At 72.5% G+C, this 17,309-nt stretch carries 10 protein-coding genes; 9 read left to right on the forward strand and 1 reads right to left on the reverse strand.

What is annotated here, in order from left to right; translation table 11 throughout:
- Positions 1-524 precede the first annotated feature (524 nt).
- The 5 genes from GXW83_RS28850 (at position 525) to aroA (ending at position 10,169) form a co-directional block, all read left to right on the forward strand.
- Positions 525-2,510, forward strand: a complete 1,986-nt coding sequence (locus GXW83_RS28850; protein WP_182447622.1) for an alpha-1,4-glucan--maltose-1-phosphate maltosyltransferase — start codon at positions 525-527, stop codon at positions 2,508-2,510.
- A complete protein-coding gene (gene treS / locus GXW83_RS28855; RefSeq protein ID WP_182445980.1) occupies positions 2,507-4,219 on the forward strand; it encodes a maltose alpha-D-glucosyltransferase in 1,713 nt (570 codons plus the stop codon). The genes GXW83_RS28850 and treS overlap by 4 nt, the downstream gene beginning before the upstream one ends.
- 345 nt (positions 4,220-4,564) lie before the next feature.
- Complete coding sequence (locus GXW83_RS28860) at positions 4,565-6,319, forward strand: maltokinase (protein WP_225447313.1); 1,755 nt, start codon at positions 4,565-4,567, stop codon at positions 6,317-6,319.
- Between the two features lie 114 nt (positions 6,320-6,433).
- The gene (glgB, locus tag GXW83_RS28865; protein WP_225447314.1) at positions 6,434-8,782 is read left to right on the forward strand and encodes a 1,4-alpha-glucan branching enzyme; all 2,349 of its coding nucleotides are present in this window, start codon (positions 6,434-6,436) and stop codon (positions 8,780-8,782) included.
- Positions 8,783-8,930: 148 nt separating this feature from the next.
- Entirely contained in the window at positions 8,931-10,169 is a 1,239-nt protein-coding gene (gene aroA / locus GXW83_RS28870) for a 3-phosphoshikimate 1-carboxyvinyltransferase (RefSeq protein ID WP_182445981.1), read from the forward strand.
- A gap of 19 nt (positions 10,170-10,188) precedes the next feature.
- On the opposite strand, the gene GXW83_RS28875 is transcribed toward aroA, so the two are convergent.
- Entirely contained in the window at positions 10,189-10,869 is a 681-nt protein-coding gene (locus GXW83_RS28875) for a pyridoxamine 5'-phosphate oxidase family protein (protein ID WP_182445982.1), read from the reverse strand.
- Between the two features lie 468 nt (positions 10,870-11,337).
- Between GXW83_RS28875 and GXW83_RS28880 the strand changes: the two genes are divergently transcribed.
- From GXW83_RS28880 to GXW83_RS28895, 4 genes are all read left to right on the forward strand, one after another.
- Positions 11,338-12,765, forward strand: a complete 1,428-nt coding sequence (locus GXW83_RS28880) for an APC family permease (protein ID WP_182447625.1) — start codon at positions 11,338-11,340, stop codon at positions 12,763-12,765.
- 162 nt (positions 12,766-12,927) lie between these two features.
- Positions 12,928-13,902, forward strand: coding sequence for a hypothetical protein (locus GXW83_RS28885; protein WP_182445983.1), 975 nt, complete (start codon positions 12,928-12,930; stop codon positions 13,900-13,902).
- 80 nt (positions 13,903-13,982) lie between these two features.
- Positions 13,983-16,109, forward strand: a complete 2,127-nt coding sequence (gene pta, locus GXW83_RS28890) for a phosphate acetyltransferase (protein ID WP_182445984.1) — start codon at positions 13,983-13,985, stop codon at positions 16,107-16,109.
- Positions 16,106-17,263, forward strand: a complete 1,158-nt coding sequence (locus GXW83_RS28895; protein WP_182445985.1) for an acetate kinase — start codon at positions 16,106-16,108, stop codon at positions 17,261-17,263. Before pta ends, GXW83_RS28895 begins: the two co-directional genes overlap by 4 nt.
- Positions 17,264-17,309 lie beyond the last annotated feature (46 nt).

A 17,309-nucleotide genomic window follows, 5' to 3' on the forward strand; every position in this document is an offset into this window, starting at 1 on the left:
TCGCGCGCTCCGGCGTGCGCGGAATGCGGGCAGACGGACGGGTTGGTCGGCGGCGAGGTCGGGGAAGGCTCCCGGCGTCACCCACCAGTGGCGCCGAGATGCCGACGGCCCATCCAACGCAGTCCTCCGGTCGGCTTGCCGGACGCCCCTGCCGCTGCGGCGTGCGCGCGTTCCGAGCAGGCGGCCGCCGAACGTGGTCAGGAGCGGGAATGCACCAGCAGGACACACAGACGGAGCAGCAGCCGATCACCGGATCGCCCCGGCGCGCCTTGCCCAAGGCCGCCCCTGTCCGCAGTCCTGCCCGCGACAACCCGGGCCCCGGCAACGACACTGACACCAGCACACCTGACACCGGCACACCCGCGGCCGGGGCGCCCGCCGCCCGGGCGGCGAGGACCGGCCGCGGAGCCGGGGCGGCCCCGGACGCCCCGGCCCGGGCCGCCCGGCCCCAGGCCGCCCGGCGGGCGAAGCCGGGCAGGACGGCGAGGACAGCAGCGACCACAGCGGCAGAGGGCGAGCAGCAGATGATCGGCCGAATCCCCGTGCTTGACGTCAGCCCCCGAGTGGGCTGCGGCGGGCACCCCGCCAAGTCCGTCGTCGACGAGCCGTTCCAGGTCAGCGCCACGGTCTTCCGCGAGGGCCATGACGCGATCGGCGCCAATGTGGTGCTGCGCGACCCCAGGGGCCGCAGCGGCCCGTGGACGCCCATGCGCGAGCTGGCCCCCGGCACCGACCGCTGGGGCGCCGAGGTGGTGGCGACCGCCCCCGGCCGCTGGACGTACACGGTCGAGGCGTGGAGCGACCCGGTGGCGACCTGGCGGCACACCGCCGGGATCAAGATCCCGGCCGGGATCGACACCGCGCTGGTGCTGGAGGAGGGCGCGCTGCTGCTGGAGCGGGCTGCCGAGGGGGTGCCCAAGCGCTCCGGCCGCGCCGCCGTGCTGGCCGCCGCCGCACAGCTGCGCGACCCCGAGCTGCCCCCGGCCGTCCGGCTCGGGCGGGCGCTGAGCGACGAGCTGCTCCGGGTGCTGACGCGGTATCCGCTACGCGAACTGGTGTCCGCCTCTCGTCCGGCCGCGCTGCAGGTGGACCGGCCCCGGGCGCTGTACGGCTCCTGGTACGAGTTCTTCCCCCGCTCCGAGGGAGCGGTGGTCGACCCCGAGGGGGTGCGCCCGCCGCAGTCGGGCACCCTGCGCAGCGCGGCGCTGCGGCTGCCGGCCGTCGCCGCCATGGGCTTCGACGTGGTCTACCTGCCGCCGATCCACCCGATCGGCCGCGCCTACCGCAAGGGCCCCAACAACAGCCTGGAGGCCGGTCCGGACGACGTGGGCTCGCCCTGGGCGATCGGCTCCCCCGAGGGCGGCCACGACGCCGTCCACCCCGACCTGGGCACCCTGGAGGACTTCGACGCGTTCGTCGCCCGCGCCCGCGAGCTGGAGCTGGAGGTGGCGCTGGACTTCGCGCTGCAGTGCTCGCCGGACCACCCGTGGGTCGGCAAGCACCCCGAGTGGTTCACCGCCCGCGCCGACGGCTCCATCGCCTACGCCGAGAACCCGCCCAAGAAGTACCAGGACATCTACCCGGTCAACTTCGACAACGACTTCGACGGGCTGGTCGCCGAGACGCTGCGGCTGCTGCGGCACTGGATGGACCACGGCGTGCGGATCTTCCGGGTCGACAACCCGCACACCAAACCGGTGGTCTTCTGGGAGAAGGTGCTCGGCGAGATCGCCCGCACCGATCCGGACGTGCTCTTCCTGGCCGAGGCGTTCACCCGCCCGGCGATGATGCACACCCTGGGGAAGATCGGCTTCCACCAGTCCTACACGTACTTCACCTGGCGCAACGGCAAGCAGGAGCTGACCGAGTACCTGACCGAGCTGTCCGGGGAGGCGGCCGCCTGGATGCGGCCCAACTTCTTCACCAACACCCCCGACATCCTGCATGCCTACCTGCAGCACGGCGGCCGCCCCGCCTTTGCGATCCGCGCGATCCTCGCCGCGACCCTCGCCCCCAGCTTCGGCGTCTACGCAGGTTATGAACTGTGCGAGAACGCCGCGGTCCACCCCGGCTCCGAGGAGTACCTCGACTCGGAGAAGTACCAGCTCAGGCCACGGGACTGGAACCGGTCCGACAGCCTCGCGCCGCTGCTCACCACCCTGAACAAGCTGCGCCGCGAGCACCCCTCCCTGCAACTGCTGCGCAATCTGCGGTTCCACCACACCGACAACGACCAGATCCTGGCCTACTCCAAGAGCAGCGGCCCGGACACCGTCCTGACGGTGGTGAACCTGGACCCCCACCATGCCCACGAGGCGACCGTGTCCCTGGACGTCACCGCCCTGGACACCAGTGCCGTGGATGCCGCAGCGCAGGTCGCGGACGACAGCTTCGACGTCCACGACCAGCTCACCGGGGCCCAGTACCGCTGGGGCCGCCACAACTACGTCCGGCTGGACCCGCACCAGCAGCCGGCTCACATCTTCTCGGTCCGGAGGGCCGCCCAGTGATCGTCAACGAGCCAGTTCCCGACACCTTCACCGACACCCCGCAGCAGGACCGCGACCCCGACTGGTTCAAGCGCGCGGTGTTCTACGAGGTCCTCGTCCGGTCGTTCCAGGACAGCAACGGGGACGGGGTCGGCGACCTGCGCGGCCTCACCTCCAAGCTGGACTACCTCCAGTGGCTGGGCGTGGACTGCCTCTGGCTGCCGCCGTTCTTCGCCTCCCCGCTGCGCGACGGCGGCTACGACGTCGCCGACTACACCTCGGTGCTCCCCGAGTTCGGCGACCTGGCCGACTTCGTGGAGTTCGTGGACTCCGCCCACCAGCGCGGCATGCGCGTGGTCATCGACTTCGTGATGAACCACACCAGCGACCAGCACCCCTGGTTCCAGGCGTCCCGGAACGACCCCGAGGGCCCGTACGGGGACTACTACATGTGGGCCGACGACGACAAGCAGTACCCGGACGCCCGGGTCATCTTCGTCGACACCGAGACCAGCAACTGGACCTTCGACCCGGTCCGCAAGCAGTACTTCTGGCACCGCTTCTTCTCGCACCAGCCGGACCTCAACTTCGAGAACCCGGCCGTGCAGGAGGAGATCATCGCGGCCCTGCGCTTCTGGCTGGACCTGGGCATCGACGGCTTCCGGCTGGACGCCGTGCCCTACCTCTACGCCGAGGAGGGCACCAACTGCGAGAACCTCCCGGCCACGCACGCCTTCCTGCGGCGGGTCCGGGCCGAGATCGACGCCGACTACCCGGACACGGTGCTCCTGGCCGAGGCCAACCAGTGGCCGGAGGACGTGGTCGACTACTTCGGCGACTTCAGCCGCGGCGGCGACGAGTGCCACATGGCCTTCCACTTCCCGGTGATGCCGCGGATCTTCATGGCGGTGCGCCGGGAGTCCCGCTACCCGGTCGCGGAGATCCTGGCGAAGACCCCCACCATCCCCTCCGGCTGCCAGTGGGGCATCTTCCTGCGCAACCACGACGAGCTGACGCTGGAAATGGTCACCGACGAGGAACGCGACTACATGTACGCGGAGTACGCGAAGGACCCGCGGATGCGGGCCAACGTGGGCATCCGCCGCCGGCTCGCACCGCTGCTCGACAACGACCGCAAGCAGATCGAGCTGTTCACCGCCCTGCTGCTGTCGCTGCCCGGCTCACCGGTCCTGTACTACGGGGACGAGATCGGCATGGGCGACAACATCTGGCTGGGCGACCGCGACGGGGTGCGCACCCCGATGCAGTGGACACCTGATCGAAACGCCGGTTTCTCCACGGCGGACCCGGGCAGGCTCAACCTGCCGACCATCATGGACCCGGTCTACGGCTACCAGGTGACCAACGTCGAGGCACAGACGAGCAGCAGCAGCTCCCTGTTGCACTGGACCCGCCGCATGATCGAGATCCGCAAGCTCAACCCGGCGTTCGGGCTGGGGTCGTACGCGGAGCTGCCCTCCAGCAACCCCGCCGTACTGGCCTTCGTCCGGACCGTGTCCCTTCCCGACGGCGGAGACGACCTGGTCATGTGCGTGAACAACTTCTCGCGCTTTGCCCAGCCCACCGAGCTGGACCTGGCCCCGTACCTGGGGCGCCACCCGGTGGAGCTGATCGGCGGGGTCCGCTTCCCCGCCATCGGCGAGCTGCCGTACCTGCTGACCCTGGCAGGCCACGGCTTCTACTGGTTCAGGCTCCGCCGCCCGGAGTAGTACCGGGCCGGAACCGGCCACCGTCCACCGCCCCGTCAACCAGCCACCGCCCAGGAGCAGCGCCATCCACTTCTAATTTTCTTGGCGTGACGCACGGTCAGCCACCGCGCGCCGTAACTATCGCGTCATCGATATCCGGAAGACTGGTAGACCCGGCAGCAGCGCGCGTACGACCCGCTGCCGGGCTTGCCGCGTCCCCGGGGAAAGGGAGACATGTCCGACACCTCCCGATCACGCTCCGCCACAGCCCAGCACGCGGGCAGCCAGCGCGCCGGCAGTCAGACCGCGCGACCGCCCGCGCCCCAGCCGACGGAGACGCCGGCACCCCAACCCTCGGCCCGACCCATGACCAAGACCGCCGCACCGCCCGCCGTCCAGGCCGCGAACCAGCCCACGGCCAAGCCCCCGACCCACTCCGCGCAGCAACCGGCGCAGCCGCCCGCGACCGCGCCCCCGCCGGCGACCCGACCCGCGCCGCACACCGCCGACCTCGGCCGGCTGGTTCAGGACACCCTGCCGATGCTCTGCGACTGGCTGCCCCGGCAGCGCTGGTTCGCGGGCAAGGGGCACCCGGTCACGGCCATCGTCCCGGCGGCCATCACCCTCCTCCCCGGTGGCCGGCCCGGCGATCCGCTGCTGCTGCACCTGCTGCTGCGGGTGGAGCAGGCCGGACAGGACGGCACGCCCGGCAGCGAGCTCTACCAGCTGCTGCTCGGCGCCCGGCCCGGCCCCGCCCCCGCTCGGCTGACCTCGGACGCCGCGCAGGCAGCCGTGATCGGCCGGATCAGCGGCGGTCCCCACGACGGCCTGCTGACCTACGACGCAGCCTACGACGAGGTACTGACACTCCGGCTGCTGAGCCTGCTGACCGCCCAGGGCGGCCGACCGGAGCAGGGCCGGACGGAGCCGGAGAACCGGACGGAGGCTCAGGGCCGGACGGAGGCCCAGGAGCGCTCGGAGGCCCAGGCGCCGCAGGCCGCGCAGGTCGGGCCGCTGCGCTTCAGCAGCCTCGGCGGGCTCGGCGAGGGCGCCGGGCGCGGCCTGCCCGGACCGGCCGGCGGCGCGCCGGCCAGAGTCGGCACCGCCGAGCAGAGCAACACCTCCATCGTCTTCGGCGACACCTCCATCCTGAAGCTGTTCCGGCGGGTGGCCCCGGGGCTCAACCCCGACCTGGAGCTGTCGCTGGCGCTGAGCCGGGCCGGCTCCACCCGGGTGCCCTCCACTCTGGCCTGGTTCGAGAGCGAGCTGCCGGCCGCCTCCGAGCAGCCCGACCCGGCCACCGGGCCCGGCTCGGCCGGACAGCTGGCCACCCTGGGCCTGCTGCAGCGCTTCCTCAGCGGCGGCCGGGACGGCTGGGAGTTCGCCCTCGGCCATGTCCGCGAGCTGCGGGCGGACCCGGAGAAGGCCGAGCAGCTGACCGGCAACTTTTCGGCAGAGTCGTTTCTGCTGGGCCGTTCCACCGCCGAGATCCACCTGGCGCTGGCCCGGGCGCTGCCGGTCAGCGTCCTCGGCCGGGCCGATGTGGAGGCGCTGGCGAGCTCCATGGCGCTGCGTCTGGACGCCGCCGCGCTGGTCGCCCCGGCCCTGGTGCCGTACCGGGAGCCGCTGCACCGGATCTTCCGGGCGCTGGCCGACTCCGCCCGCGAGGGCCGGCTGCTGCGGGCCCAGCGCATCCACGGCGACCTGCACCTGGGGCAGTCGATGCGGACCGCGCGCGGCTGGATGCTGCTGGACTTCGAGGGCGAACCGGCCAAGTCGCTCGCCGAGCGCCGACGCCCGCAGCCCGCCGTCCGGGACGTCGCGGCCATGCTGCGCTCCTTCGACTACGCGGCCGCGCACCTGCTCACCGAGGTCGCGCCGGACGACGCGCAGCGCCCCCGGCTGGCCGGGCTGGCCGCGACCTGGGCCGGGCGCAACCGCGAGGCCTTCCTGGCCGGGTACGCGGCGGCGGGAGCGGACGACCCCACGGCCGATCCGCTGCTGCTGCACGCGCTGGAGACCGACAAGGCGGTCTACGAGGTGGTGTACGAGGCCCGCAACCGCCCCGACTGGCTGCCCATCCCGCTCTCCGCCATCGCCCGGCTGGCCCGCAGTGCCTGACCGGCGGCCGGACGCACCCGCACCACCGCTCCACCGACCGCCCGCACCACCGACCCGCCCCACATCCGCGCAGCGCCGTCCGCGCGTACGACAACAGCCAGGGAGGCCCCGGCCGTGAACCAGTTCGATCCGACCCGCCCGTCCACCCCCTCGAACGGCGAGCCGTCGCCGGGCACCGGCAGAGCGGGTGCGCACGCCGGGCTGGGCCGACCCCGCCCCGAGGCGACGCCGGTCGGGGCGACGGCCGCCCCGCACCGGGTGCCGTCCGCCGCTCCCGCCCCCGGCGAGGTGGAGCGCCTGGTCGGCGGCTGGCACCACGACCCGCACGGCGTGCTGGGGGCGCACCCGACCCCCGAGGGCCTGGCCGTACGGGTGCTGCGCCCGCTGGCCGAGCGGGTGGTGGTGGAGACCCCGGCGGGGCGGTTCCAGCTGAGCCATCTGCAGGACGGCCTGTTCACCGGCCTGCTGCCGCTCCCCGGCGACGCCGCCGGGAGCACCGGCTACCGGCTGCGGGTGTCCTACGACGGCACCGAGCACGTCCAGGAGGACGGCTACCGCTTCCTGCCCACCCTCACCGAGCAGGACCTGCACCTGATCGGCGAAGGCCGGCACGAGCAGCTGTGGCGGGCCCTGGGCTCGCAGGTGCGGACCGTGGACGGGGTGGCCGGCACCGGCTTCGCGGTCTGGGCGCCGAACGCCTCCGGGGTCCGGGTGATCGCCGACTTCAACGGCTGGAACGGCATCGCGCACCCCATGCGCTCGCTGGGTTCGAGCGGGGTGTGGGAGCTGTTCGTGCCCGGCGTCGGCGAGGGCGCGCTCTACAAGTACGAGATCGCCACCCGCGACGGCCGGATGCTGCAGAAGGCCGACCCGCTGGCGCGCTCCGCGGAGATCCCGCCGGCCACCGCCTCGGTCGTGCACGTCTCCAGCCACACCTGGCACGACCAGGAGTGGCTGGAGCGCCGCGCCGGGCTGACCGCCCACGACCATCCGATGTCGGTCTACGAGGTGCACCTGGCGTCCTGGCGGCCCGGACTGACCTACCGCGAGCTCGCCGCCGAGCTGCCCGGATACGTCCGCGACCTGGGCTTCACCCATGTGGAGCTGATGCCGGTGATGGAGCACCCGTTCGGCGGATCGTGGGGCTACCAGGTCTCCGGCTTCTACGCCCCGACCGCCCGGCTGGGCTCCCCGGACGACTTCCGGCACCTGGTGGACGCGCTGCATCAGCACGGGATCGGCGTCATCGTCGACTGGGTTCCGGCGCACTTCCCCAAGGACGACTTCGCGCTGGCCCGCTTCGACGGCGAGCCGCTGTACGAGCCGGCCGACCCGAACCGGGCCGAGCACCCCGACTGGGGCACGCTGGAGTTCGACTACGGCCGGACCGAGGTGCGCAACTTCCTGGTCGCCAACGCCGTCTACTGGGCCGAGGAGTTCCACGTCGACGGGCTGCGGGTGGACGCGGTGGCCTCCATGCTCTACCTGGACTACTCCCGCGAGCACGGCCAGTGGTCGCCCAACGAGCACGGCGGCCGGGAGAACTGGGACGCGGTGCGGTTCCTCCAGGAGATGAACGCGACCGTCTACCGGCGCTGCCCGGGCGTGGTCACCGTCGCCGAGGAGTCCACCGCCTGGGACGGCGTCACCCGCGCCACCGACGTGGACAACCACGGGCGCGGCGGGCTGGGCTTCGGGCTCAAGTGGAACATGGGCTGGATGCACGACTCGCTGGAGTACATCCAGCACGAGCCGATCCACCGCAAGTACCACCACGACGAGATGACCTTCTCGATGGTGTACGCCTACTCCGAGAACTACGTGCTGCCGATCTCCCACGACGAGGTGGTGCACGGCAAGGGCTCGCTGGTCTCCAAGATGCCCGGCGACTGGTGGCAGCAGCGCGCCAATGTCCGCGCCTACCTGGGCTACATGTGGGCCCACCCGGGCAAGCAGCTGCTGTTCATGGGGCAGGAGTTCGCCCAGGGCGCCGAGTGGGACCACGAGACCGGCCCGCAGTGGTGGCTGCTGGAGCCCGAGTGGCCCGCCGCCGCCGACCACCGGGGCGTGCAGGACCTGGTCCGCGACCTGAACCGGGTGTACCAGGACTGCCCGGCGCTGTGGCAGCGGGACACCGACCCGACCGGCTTCAGCTGGCTGGACGGCCACGCCGCCGAGGACAACCTGTTCTCCTTCGTCCGCTACGACCGCGCCGGGCGGCCGCTGGTGTGCGTCAGCAACCTCTCCCCCGTGGTCCGCACGGACTACAGGGTCGGCCTGCCGCCGACCGGCCCGGACGCCCGCTGGCTGGAGGTGCTGAACACCGACGCCGAGGCGTACGGCGGCAGCGGCGTGGGCAACCCGGACCCGGTCAAGGCCGATCCGACGCCCTGGAACGGGCAGCCCACCAGCACCGAGCTGACCCTTCCGCCGCTGGCCACCATCTGGCTCACGCCCGCCTGACCCGGCGTCCGGTGCGCCGCCCCCGCGACGGCGCACCGGGGCCCGTCCGGCCCGGCGCCCGGCCTGCATTCCGGACCCCGCGCCCGGCCCGCGTCCAGCCCACGGACGGGCCGTCGCGGGCGTCCGGCCGCTGCCTAGACTCGGCCGCATGACCGTCGTCGAGATTCCCGGCTCGAAGTCCATCACCGCGCGGGCGCTGTTCCTCGCGGCCGCCGCCGAGGGCACCACCGTGCTGCACCGGCCCCTGCTCTCCGATGACAGCGAGGGGTTCGCCGAGGGGCTGACCACCCTCGGCTACCGGCTGGACCGGCAGCCCGGCGTCTGGACCGTCGAGGGGCGGCCCGGCGGCCCGGCCGTCGCCGAGGCCGACGTCTTCTGCCGGGACGGCGCCACCACCGCCCGGTTCCTGCCCGCTCTGGCCGCCGCCGGGCACGGCACCTTCCGCTTCGACGCCTCCGAGCAGATGCGCCGGCGTCCGCTCGGCCCGCTCACCACGGCCCTGCGCGGGCTGGGCGTGGACCTCACCCATGACCGGGCCGAGGGGCACCACCCGCTGACGGTGCGCGCCGACGGCGTCAAGGGCGGGGCGCTGACCCTGGACGCCGGGCTGTCCTCGCAGTTCCTGACCGCGCTGCTGCTGCTGGGCCCGCTCACCGCCGAGGGCCTGGAGATCACCGTCTCCGACCTGGTCTCCGTGCCGTACGTGGAGATGACGCTGGCCATGATGCGGCGCTTCGGCAACGACGCCCGCCGCACCGGCGACACCTTCCACGTACCGGCCACGCCGTACCGGGCGGTGGAGTACCTGGTCGAGCCGGACGCCTCCACCGCCGGCTACGTACTGGCCGCCGCCGCGCTGACCGGGCGCACGGTCACGGTGCCGGGCCTGGGCTCGGAGTCGCTCCAGGGCGACCTGCGCTTCGCCGAGGTGCTGCGGCGGATGGGCGCCGAGGTCAGCCTCACGCCGGACTCGGTGACCGTCACCGGCCCGGAGCGGCTGCGCGGCATCACCGTGAACATGCGCGACATCTCCGACACCGTCCCGACGCTGGCCGCCATCGCGCCGTTCGCGGACGGCCCGGTGCGGATCGAGGACGTCTACAACACCCGGGTCAAGGAGTGCGACCGGCTGGCGGCCTGCGAGAAGAACCTGCGGGCCATGGGCGTGCCGGTGGCCACCGGGCGCGACTGGATCGAGATCCGGCCGGCCCGGCCGCGCCCGGCGCACATCGCCTGCCACGGCGACCACCGGATCGCCATGTCCTTCAGCATCGCCGGGCTGCGCACCGAGGGCGGGGTGACCCTGGACGACCCGGGCTGCGTGCGAAAGACCTTCCCCGGCTTCCATCGGGCGCTGGCCGCGCTGCGCGCCGACTGGGGCGTCTGACCGGGCCGGACGCGGCGCGTCAGGCGGGCGTGCCCGCGCGCCGGGCGATGTGGCCGGGGACGGCCGCCCCGGGCGGCAGCACCGGGTCGGGGACGGGCGCGCCCCAGCTGCTGACCAGCGGCAACTCCCCGGCCCACAGCCCCAGCTCGCCGTCCGGGCCGTCACCGTCCTCCGGCGGCCCGGCACTTGCCTTGACCGACGCCTCGTCCAGGGTGAGCGCCAGCAGCACGGTCGCGGCCAGCTCCTTGCGGTTGGGCTGCCGGGCGTAGCCCCACTGCCCGGGGGCGGCCTGCTCGGACAGCACCCGCAGCCCCTCCAGCTTCTCCTCCGGGTCGGTCACCACCCGCGGGACGCCGTAGACCATCGCGCAGCGGTAGTTGACCCCGTGTTCGAACACCGAGCGGGCCAGGACCAGGCCGTCGACATGGGTGACGGTGACGCAGACGGTGGCCCCCGGGTCGGCGGCCAGGCTGCGGCTGGCGACCGACCCGTGCAGGTAGAGGGTGTCGGCGGTGGCTCCGTACACGGTCGGGACGACCATCGGCACGCCGTCGACGACCACGCCCAGGTGGCAGATGAAGCCGGCGGCGAGGACCGCGTCCAGATCGGCCCGCTCGATGCTGCCGTTCTCGCGCATCCGGCGGTGCGCGGTCCGTTCGGTGACCGCGAGTCGGGCCGGTTCGCCCTGGGTTGTGTCCATCTTCTCGTCCTTAGACTTCAACGAAATCAGTTGCTGATCAACGATCGTGGCATGGAATCCGTGGAATTAACAGACTATCCGACGAATTCCGCCAAGCCATTGCCAGCAGTGCGGTCAGACGGCACTATGTGGCACACATTGACACCAGTGGTGCCGAAGCGGCGATCCCGTCTCCCGAAACCCTTATGTCACATGCCCGTTGCATGACTGCCCGTGAATCATTCACGTGAGCGAATATTCAGATAAGCAAACATTCGCGCGCCTGAACATTCCCGCACGCTCCCGCACCACGATGCACCCGCACGTCCCCGCACGCACCCCGCCCCGAGGGCTCCCCTGTCGCGCCCCACGCGCTGCACCCCCGGCGGTGGCCCCCGGAGAGGCACCACCTTGAGCAACGACATACCTGTCGAAGGCCGGACGTCCGGCCTGCGGGCCAATGCCCTCGGCGGCTTCGACACCGTCGTCATGGCCCTGGCGGGCAGCGCCCCCGCATACTCACTGGCCTCCACCACCGCCGTCCTGGTCGGCGCCGCCGGACTGGTCAGCCCCGCCGCCCTGCTGTGGTGCGCGATCCCCATGCTCGGCATCGCCTGGGCCTTCAACTACCTGGGCCGCCTGGACGTCAACGCCGGCGCCAGCTACTCCTGGGTCGGCCGGGCGCTGCACCCCTCACTGGGCTTCCTGGCCGGCTGGTCCCTGGTGGTCTCCGCGACCATCTTCATGGTGGCCGGCTCGCTGCCCGCCGGGCAGTACACCCTCTCGCTGTTCAACAGCGGCTGGGCCGACAACACCTGGGCCTCGATCGGCGTCGGCGCCGTCGCCTTCCTGATCATGGCGCTGCTGGTGCTGATCGGCATCCGGATCACCACCCACGCCCAGTGGATCATGACCGGGGTCGAGGTCGTCATCCTGGTGGTCTTCGGCATCGGCGCGCTGATCCACGGCGGCAGCGCGGCGGTCTTCTCCTGGTCCTGGCTGTGGGGCTTCGGCCACTTCGGCGGCGTCAGCGGCTTCGCCACCGCCGCGCTGGTCGCCGCCTTCTACTTCTGGGGCTGGGACGTCACCGCCAACCTCAGCGAGGAGACCAGCAACAGCAAGCGCAACTCCGGCCTCGGCGGCCTGGTCGGCGTCATCGGCGTCTTCGCGCTGTTCGAGATCGTCACCATCGCGGTGAACCTGATCATCAGCCAGAAGGACATCGCCGACCCCAACTCCGCGCCGCTGCTGACCACCCTGGGCAACACCGTGTGGCCGGGCGCGGGCGGCAAGATCATGGTGCTCGCGGTGGTGCTCTCCACCATCGCCACCCTGGAGACCACGCTGATCCAGGTCTCCCGCTCGCTGTTCGCCATGGGCCGCGACCGGACCATCCCGGCCATCTTCGGCAAGTCCCACTCCCGTTGGCAGACCCCGTGGTTCGCCATCGCCGTGGTCGTGGCGGTCTCCCTGGTCCTCTTCGTCACCTCGCAGAAGCTGGGCTCGGTCGGCAACATCATGACCGACGCGATCGACGCCATCGGCCTGCAGATCGCGGTCTACTACGCGCTGGCCGGCATCGCCGTCGTGGTCGCCTACCGCAAGCTGGTGCTCAAGTCCTTCTCCAACGCGATCTTCGTCGGGCTGTGGCCGCTGGCCGGCGCCGTCTTCATGGCCTTCCTGTTCGTCGAGAACTGCATGTCCCTGGACGCCACCACCATCGCCATCGGCCTGGGCGCGCTCGCGCTGGGCCTGATCCCGATGGCCTGGTACTGGGCCAGCGGCAGCGAGTACTACCGCACCGGGACCGTCCGGCTGGACGCGACCTCGTCCGACGAGGTGGACGCCCTCTACGGCGAGAGCACCCTGGCCACCGCCTCCACAGGTCCGGCCGATACCCTCGCAACGGATATCTGACTGATCGACAACTCCCTTGCCGCGGATGCCGGTCGGTTCCTCGTGAACCGGTCCGGCATCCGCCCGTTCCGTTCACCGCAGGGATGAACAGCCGGTGGGCGTCCGCGCGGACGCCCACCACTCCGCCGACTCTCCCGCCCCAGACCGAGAGTGGTCACCCTCATGGCCAGAGCACGACGACGCGTCACCGCCCCACGGTTCGACCCCACCTTCGGCGACCACGCCCTCGCCACCGCCCGGCAGGACCTCGTCGTGGGTCGCTGGCAGGGCGCCCGCGACCTGCTCCGCGACACCGGCCGGGACTGGGACCGGCGCACCCACCGGATGCGCCTGCTCGCCGACACCGCCGCCGGGATCCGCACCGTGGAGACCTGGCAGGCCGCCGACCCCGGCAACCCGGACGCCCTGGTCCTGCGCGCCGAGACCGAGGTCATGCGGATCTTCGCCGCCGTCAGCGAGCAGACCCGGACCAACGGCGCCCCGCCCGCCCCCTCCCAGGACGCCGTCGACCGGACGCACCTGGACCGGGCCGCCCGGATCTGCCTGCAGGCCGCCGAGAAGCACCCCGCCGACCCGGTGCCCTGGGTGTCGCTGATGACCCTGGCCCGGCTCTACGGCCACGGGCACCCGCACGTCTGGCACTGGTGGCGCGAGCTCCAGGCCCGCGACGCCTACAGCCGCGAGGGCCACCACCAGGTGCTGCGCCACCTCTCCGCGCGCTGGCACGGCTCGCACGGCGAGATGTACAACTTCGCCCGCGACAGCGCCGCCTTCGCCCCGGTCGGCTCGCCGCTGGCCGCGCTCACCCAGACCGCCCGGTCCGAGCACTACCGGCACCGGGTCACCGTCGAGGGCCCCACCGCCGTCGGCCTGACCTACCACTGGACGCACGAGGTCGCCGTCCAGGCGCTGCACTCCACCATGCGCGACTGGATAGCCCACCGCAACGGCATGGAGTACGCCCAGGACGTCGCCGACCTCAACACGGTGCTGCACGCCCTGATCTTCGCGGGCATGCGGGACGAAGCCCGCGAGGTCAACCGCCAACTGGGCGACCGGCCCACCCGGGTGCCCTGGTCCTACTCGGGCGATCCGGAGGGCCTCTTCGACCACTGGCGGTCGCAGCTCAGCGGCTGAGCGCGGGTAGGCTCGTGGAGCGGGACCGTCTCCGCGCCGGTCCGCCCCACCACTGGCCTGGCAAGGAACGGAGTGCCCCCGTGGCGCGCAGCGTGTACGTGACCGGGATAGGCCGGGGGGACGGCCGGCAGGCCGTCGAACTCGGCGTCATGGAGTTGCTGACCCGGCAGGTCGACCGGGTGGGGGTGTTCCGCCCGCTGACGCACCACCGCACCGACCACGTGGTGGAGCTGCTGCGCGGCCGCTACCGCCTGGAGCTGCCCGCCGAGGAGCTGTACGGGCTGGACTACGAGGAGGCCGCCGCCCTGCAGGCGGAGCGCGGCCCGGACGAGCTGATCGGCCTGCTGGTGGACCGCTTCCGGCAGCTGGAGCAGCAGTGCCAGGCGGTCCTGGTGCTCGGCACCGACTTCGCCGGCACCAACATCCCGGACGAGCTGGCGGTCAACGCCCGGCTGGCCAACGAGTTCGGCGCCTGGGTGCTGCCGGTCGTCGGCGGCCACCGGGAGGGCGCCGACACCGTCGTCGCCGAGGTCCGCAACGCCCACCGCGCCTACAGCGACCTGGGCTGCAACATCCTGGCCATGATCGCCAACCGGGTTCCGGGCCGGGACAAGCAGGAGGTCCAGCGGCGACTGGCCACCCGTCCGGACGTACCCGTGTACGTGATCCCGGACGAGCCCGCGCTGTCCGCGCCCACCGTCACCCAGGTGGTCGAGACGACCGGCGCCGAGGTGCTGCTCGGCGACGCCGCCGGGCTGGCCCGGGACGTGCGCCAGTTCATCTTCGGCGGGGCCATGCTGCCCAACTTCCTCGGCGCGATCGAGGAGGGCGCCCTGGTGATCACCCCCGGCGACCGGGCCGACCTGCTGATCGGCTCGCTGGCGGCGCACGCGGCCGGCTCGCCGCCGATCGCCGGCGTGCTGCTGACCATGGGCGAGACCCCCGGCCCGGACGTGATGCGGCTGGCCTCCCGGCTCGCCCCGGGGACGCCGGTGGCCGTCGTCCCGGCGGGCAGCTTCCCCACCGCCACCGCGCTGTCCACCCTGGAGGGCCGGCTCACCGCCGCCGGGCCGCGCAAGGCCGAGACCGCGCTCGGCCTGTTCGAGCTGCACGTCGACACCGCCGAGCTGACCAGCCGGATCGAGCTCAGCCGCTCGGAGCGGGTGACCCCGATGATGTTCGAGCACGAGCTGCTGGAACGCGCCCGGGGCTCGGCGCTGCGGGAGGTGGTGCTGCCGGAGGGCACCGAGGAGCGGGTGCTGCGGGCGGCGGAGGTGCTGCTGCGCCGCAACGTCTGCCACCTCACCCTGCTCGGCGACGAGGCCGCGGTGCGGCGGCGGGTCGCCGAGCTGGGCCTGGACCTCGGCCTGGACGCCCCGGAGACCGGCCGGGCCCGCGCCCGGGTGGTGGACCCGGCCGCCTCCCCGCTGCGGGACCGCTTCGCCGAGCTGTACGCGGAGATCCGCAGGCACAAGGGCATGACCCTGGAGGCCGCGCACGACGTGGTCGCGGACGCCAGCTACTTCGGCACCATGATGGTGCAGGAGGGCATCGCCGACGGCATGGTCAGCGGGGCGGTGCACTCCACCGCCGCGACCATCCGCCCGGCCTTCGAGATCATTCGGACCTCGCCCGGCGCGGCCGTGGTCTCCTCGGTCTTCTTCATGTGCCTGGCCGACCAGGTGCTGGTCTACGGCGACTGCGCGGTCAACCGCGATCCGGACGCCGAGCAGCTGGCCGACATCGCCGTGCAGTCCGCCGACACCGCCGCCCGCTTCGGGGTGGAGCCCCGGGTGGCCATGCTGTCGTACTCGACCGGGGACTCCGGCAGCGGCGCCGACGTGGACAAGGTCCGCAAGGCCACCGAGCTGGTCCGCGCCATGCGGCCGGAGCTGCTGGTCGAGGGCCCGATCCAGTACGACGCGGCGGTGGAGCCCGCGGTGGCCGCCACCAAGCTGCCGGGCTCGCCGGTGGCCGGGCGGGCCACCGTGCTGATCTTCCCGGACCTGAACACCGGCAACAACACCTACAAGGCCGTGCAGCGTTCGGCCGGGGCGGTAGCCGTCGGCCCGGTCCTCCAGGGCCTGCGCAAACCGGTGAACGACCTGTCCCGGGGCGCCCTGGTCCAGGACATCGTCAACACCGTGGCCATCACCGCCGTCCAGGCGCAGCAGGCCGCCGAGGACGCGGAAGGGGACCGGTCGTGACCGCCGCCACCCGGGTGCTCGTGCTCAACTCCGGCTCCTCCTCGGTCAAGTACCAGCTGATCGACATGGCCGACGGCAGCCGCCCGGCCTCCGGCATGGTGGAGCGGATCGGGGAACAGTCCTTCCCCGACCACGCCACCGCGCTCGCCGCCATCGCCGACGAGCTGGCCGGCAAGGGGGTGGGCCTGGACTCCCCGGCGCTCGCAGCCATCGGGCACCGCGTCGTCCACGGCGGTACGCGCTTCACCGCCCCCACCCTGATCACCGACCAGGTCCTGGACACCGTCCGCGAGCTGGTGCCGCTCGCGCCACTGCACAACCCGGCCAACATCACCGGCATCGAGATCGCCCGCAAACTGCGGCCCGACCTGCCGCAGGTCGCGGTGTTCGACACCGCCTTCCACGCCACCATCCCGGAGTACGCCGCCCGCTATGCGATCGACTCCGAGACGGCGGACCGGTTCTCCGTCCGCCGGTACGGCTTCCACGGCACATCACATCAGTACGTGTCCCGCCGTACCGCCGAACTCCTCGGCAAATCACCCGAATCGGTGAATGTGATTGTCTTTCACCTGGGCAACGGCGCCAGCGCCGCGGCCGTCGCGGGCGGGGTGTGCGTGGACACCTCGATGGGGCTGACCCCGCTGGAGGGCCTGGTCATGGGCACCCGCTCGGGCGATCTGGACCCGGCCGTCCTGCTGCACCTGCACCGGGTCGGCGGGATGTCCGCCGACGAGATCGACGACCTGCTGAACCGGCGCAGCGGCATGCTGGGCCTGTGCGGCGACAACGACATGCGCGAGGTGACCCGGCGCGTCCAGGCCGGTGACGAGCGGGCGCAGCTGGCCTTCGACATCTATGTGCACCGGCTGCGGAAGTACCTCGGCGGATACACGGCGGTGCTGGGCCGGGTGGACGCGGTGGTCTTCACCGCCGGGGTGGGCGAGAACTCCGCCGAGGTGCGGGCGGCGGCCACGGCCGGGCTGGACGCCTTCGGCATCGACCTCGATCCGGCGCTGAACGCGCTGCGGTCGAAGGCGCCGAGGCTGGTGTCCTCGCCGCTCTCACGCGTGGCGGTGGCCGTGGTGCCCACCGACGAGGAGCTGGAGATCGCCCGGCAGACCTTCTCCGTCATCTCCTCCGGCGACCGCTGACCACCGGCCGTTCGGGCGTATCGGGTGCATTCCGCTCGAAAACGCA

The sequence above is a fragment of the Streptacidiphilus sp. PB12-B1b genome (assembly GCF_014084125.1).
Classification (GTDB): domain Bacteria; phylum Actinomycetota; class Actinomycetes; order Streptomycetales; family Streptomycetaceae; genus Streptacidiphilus.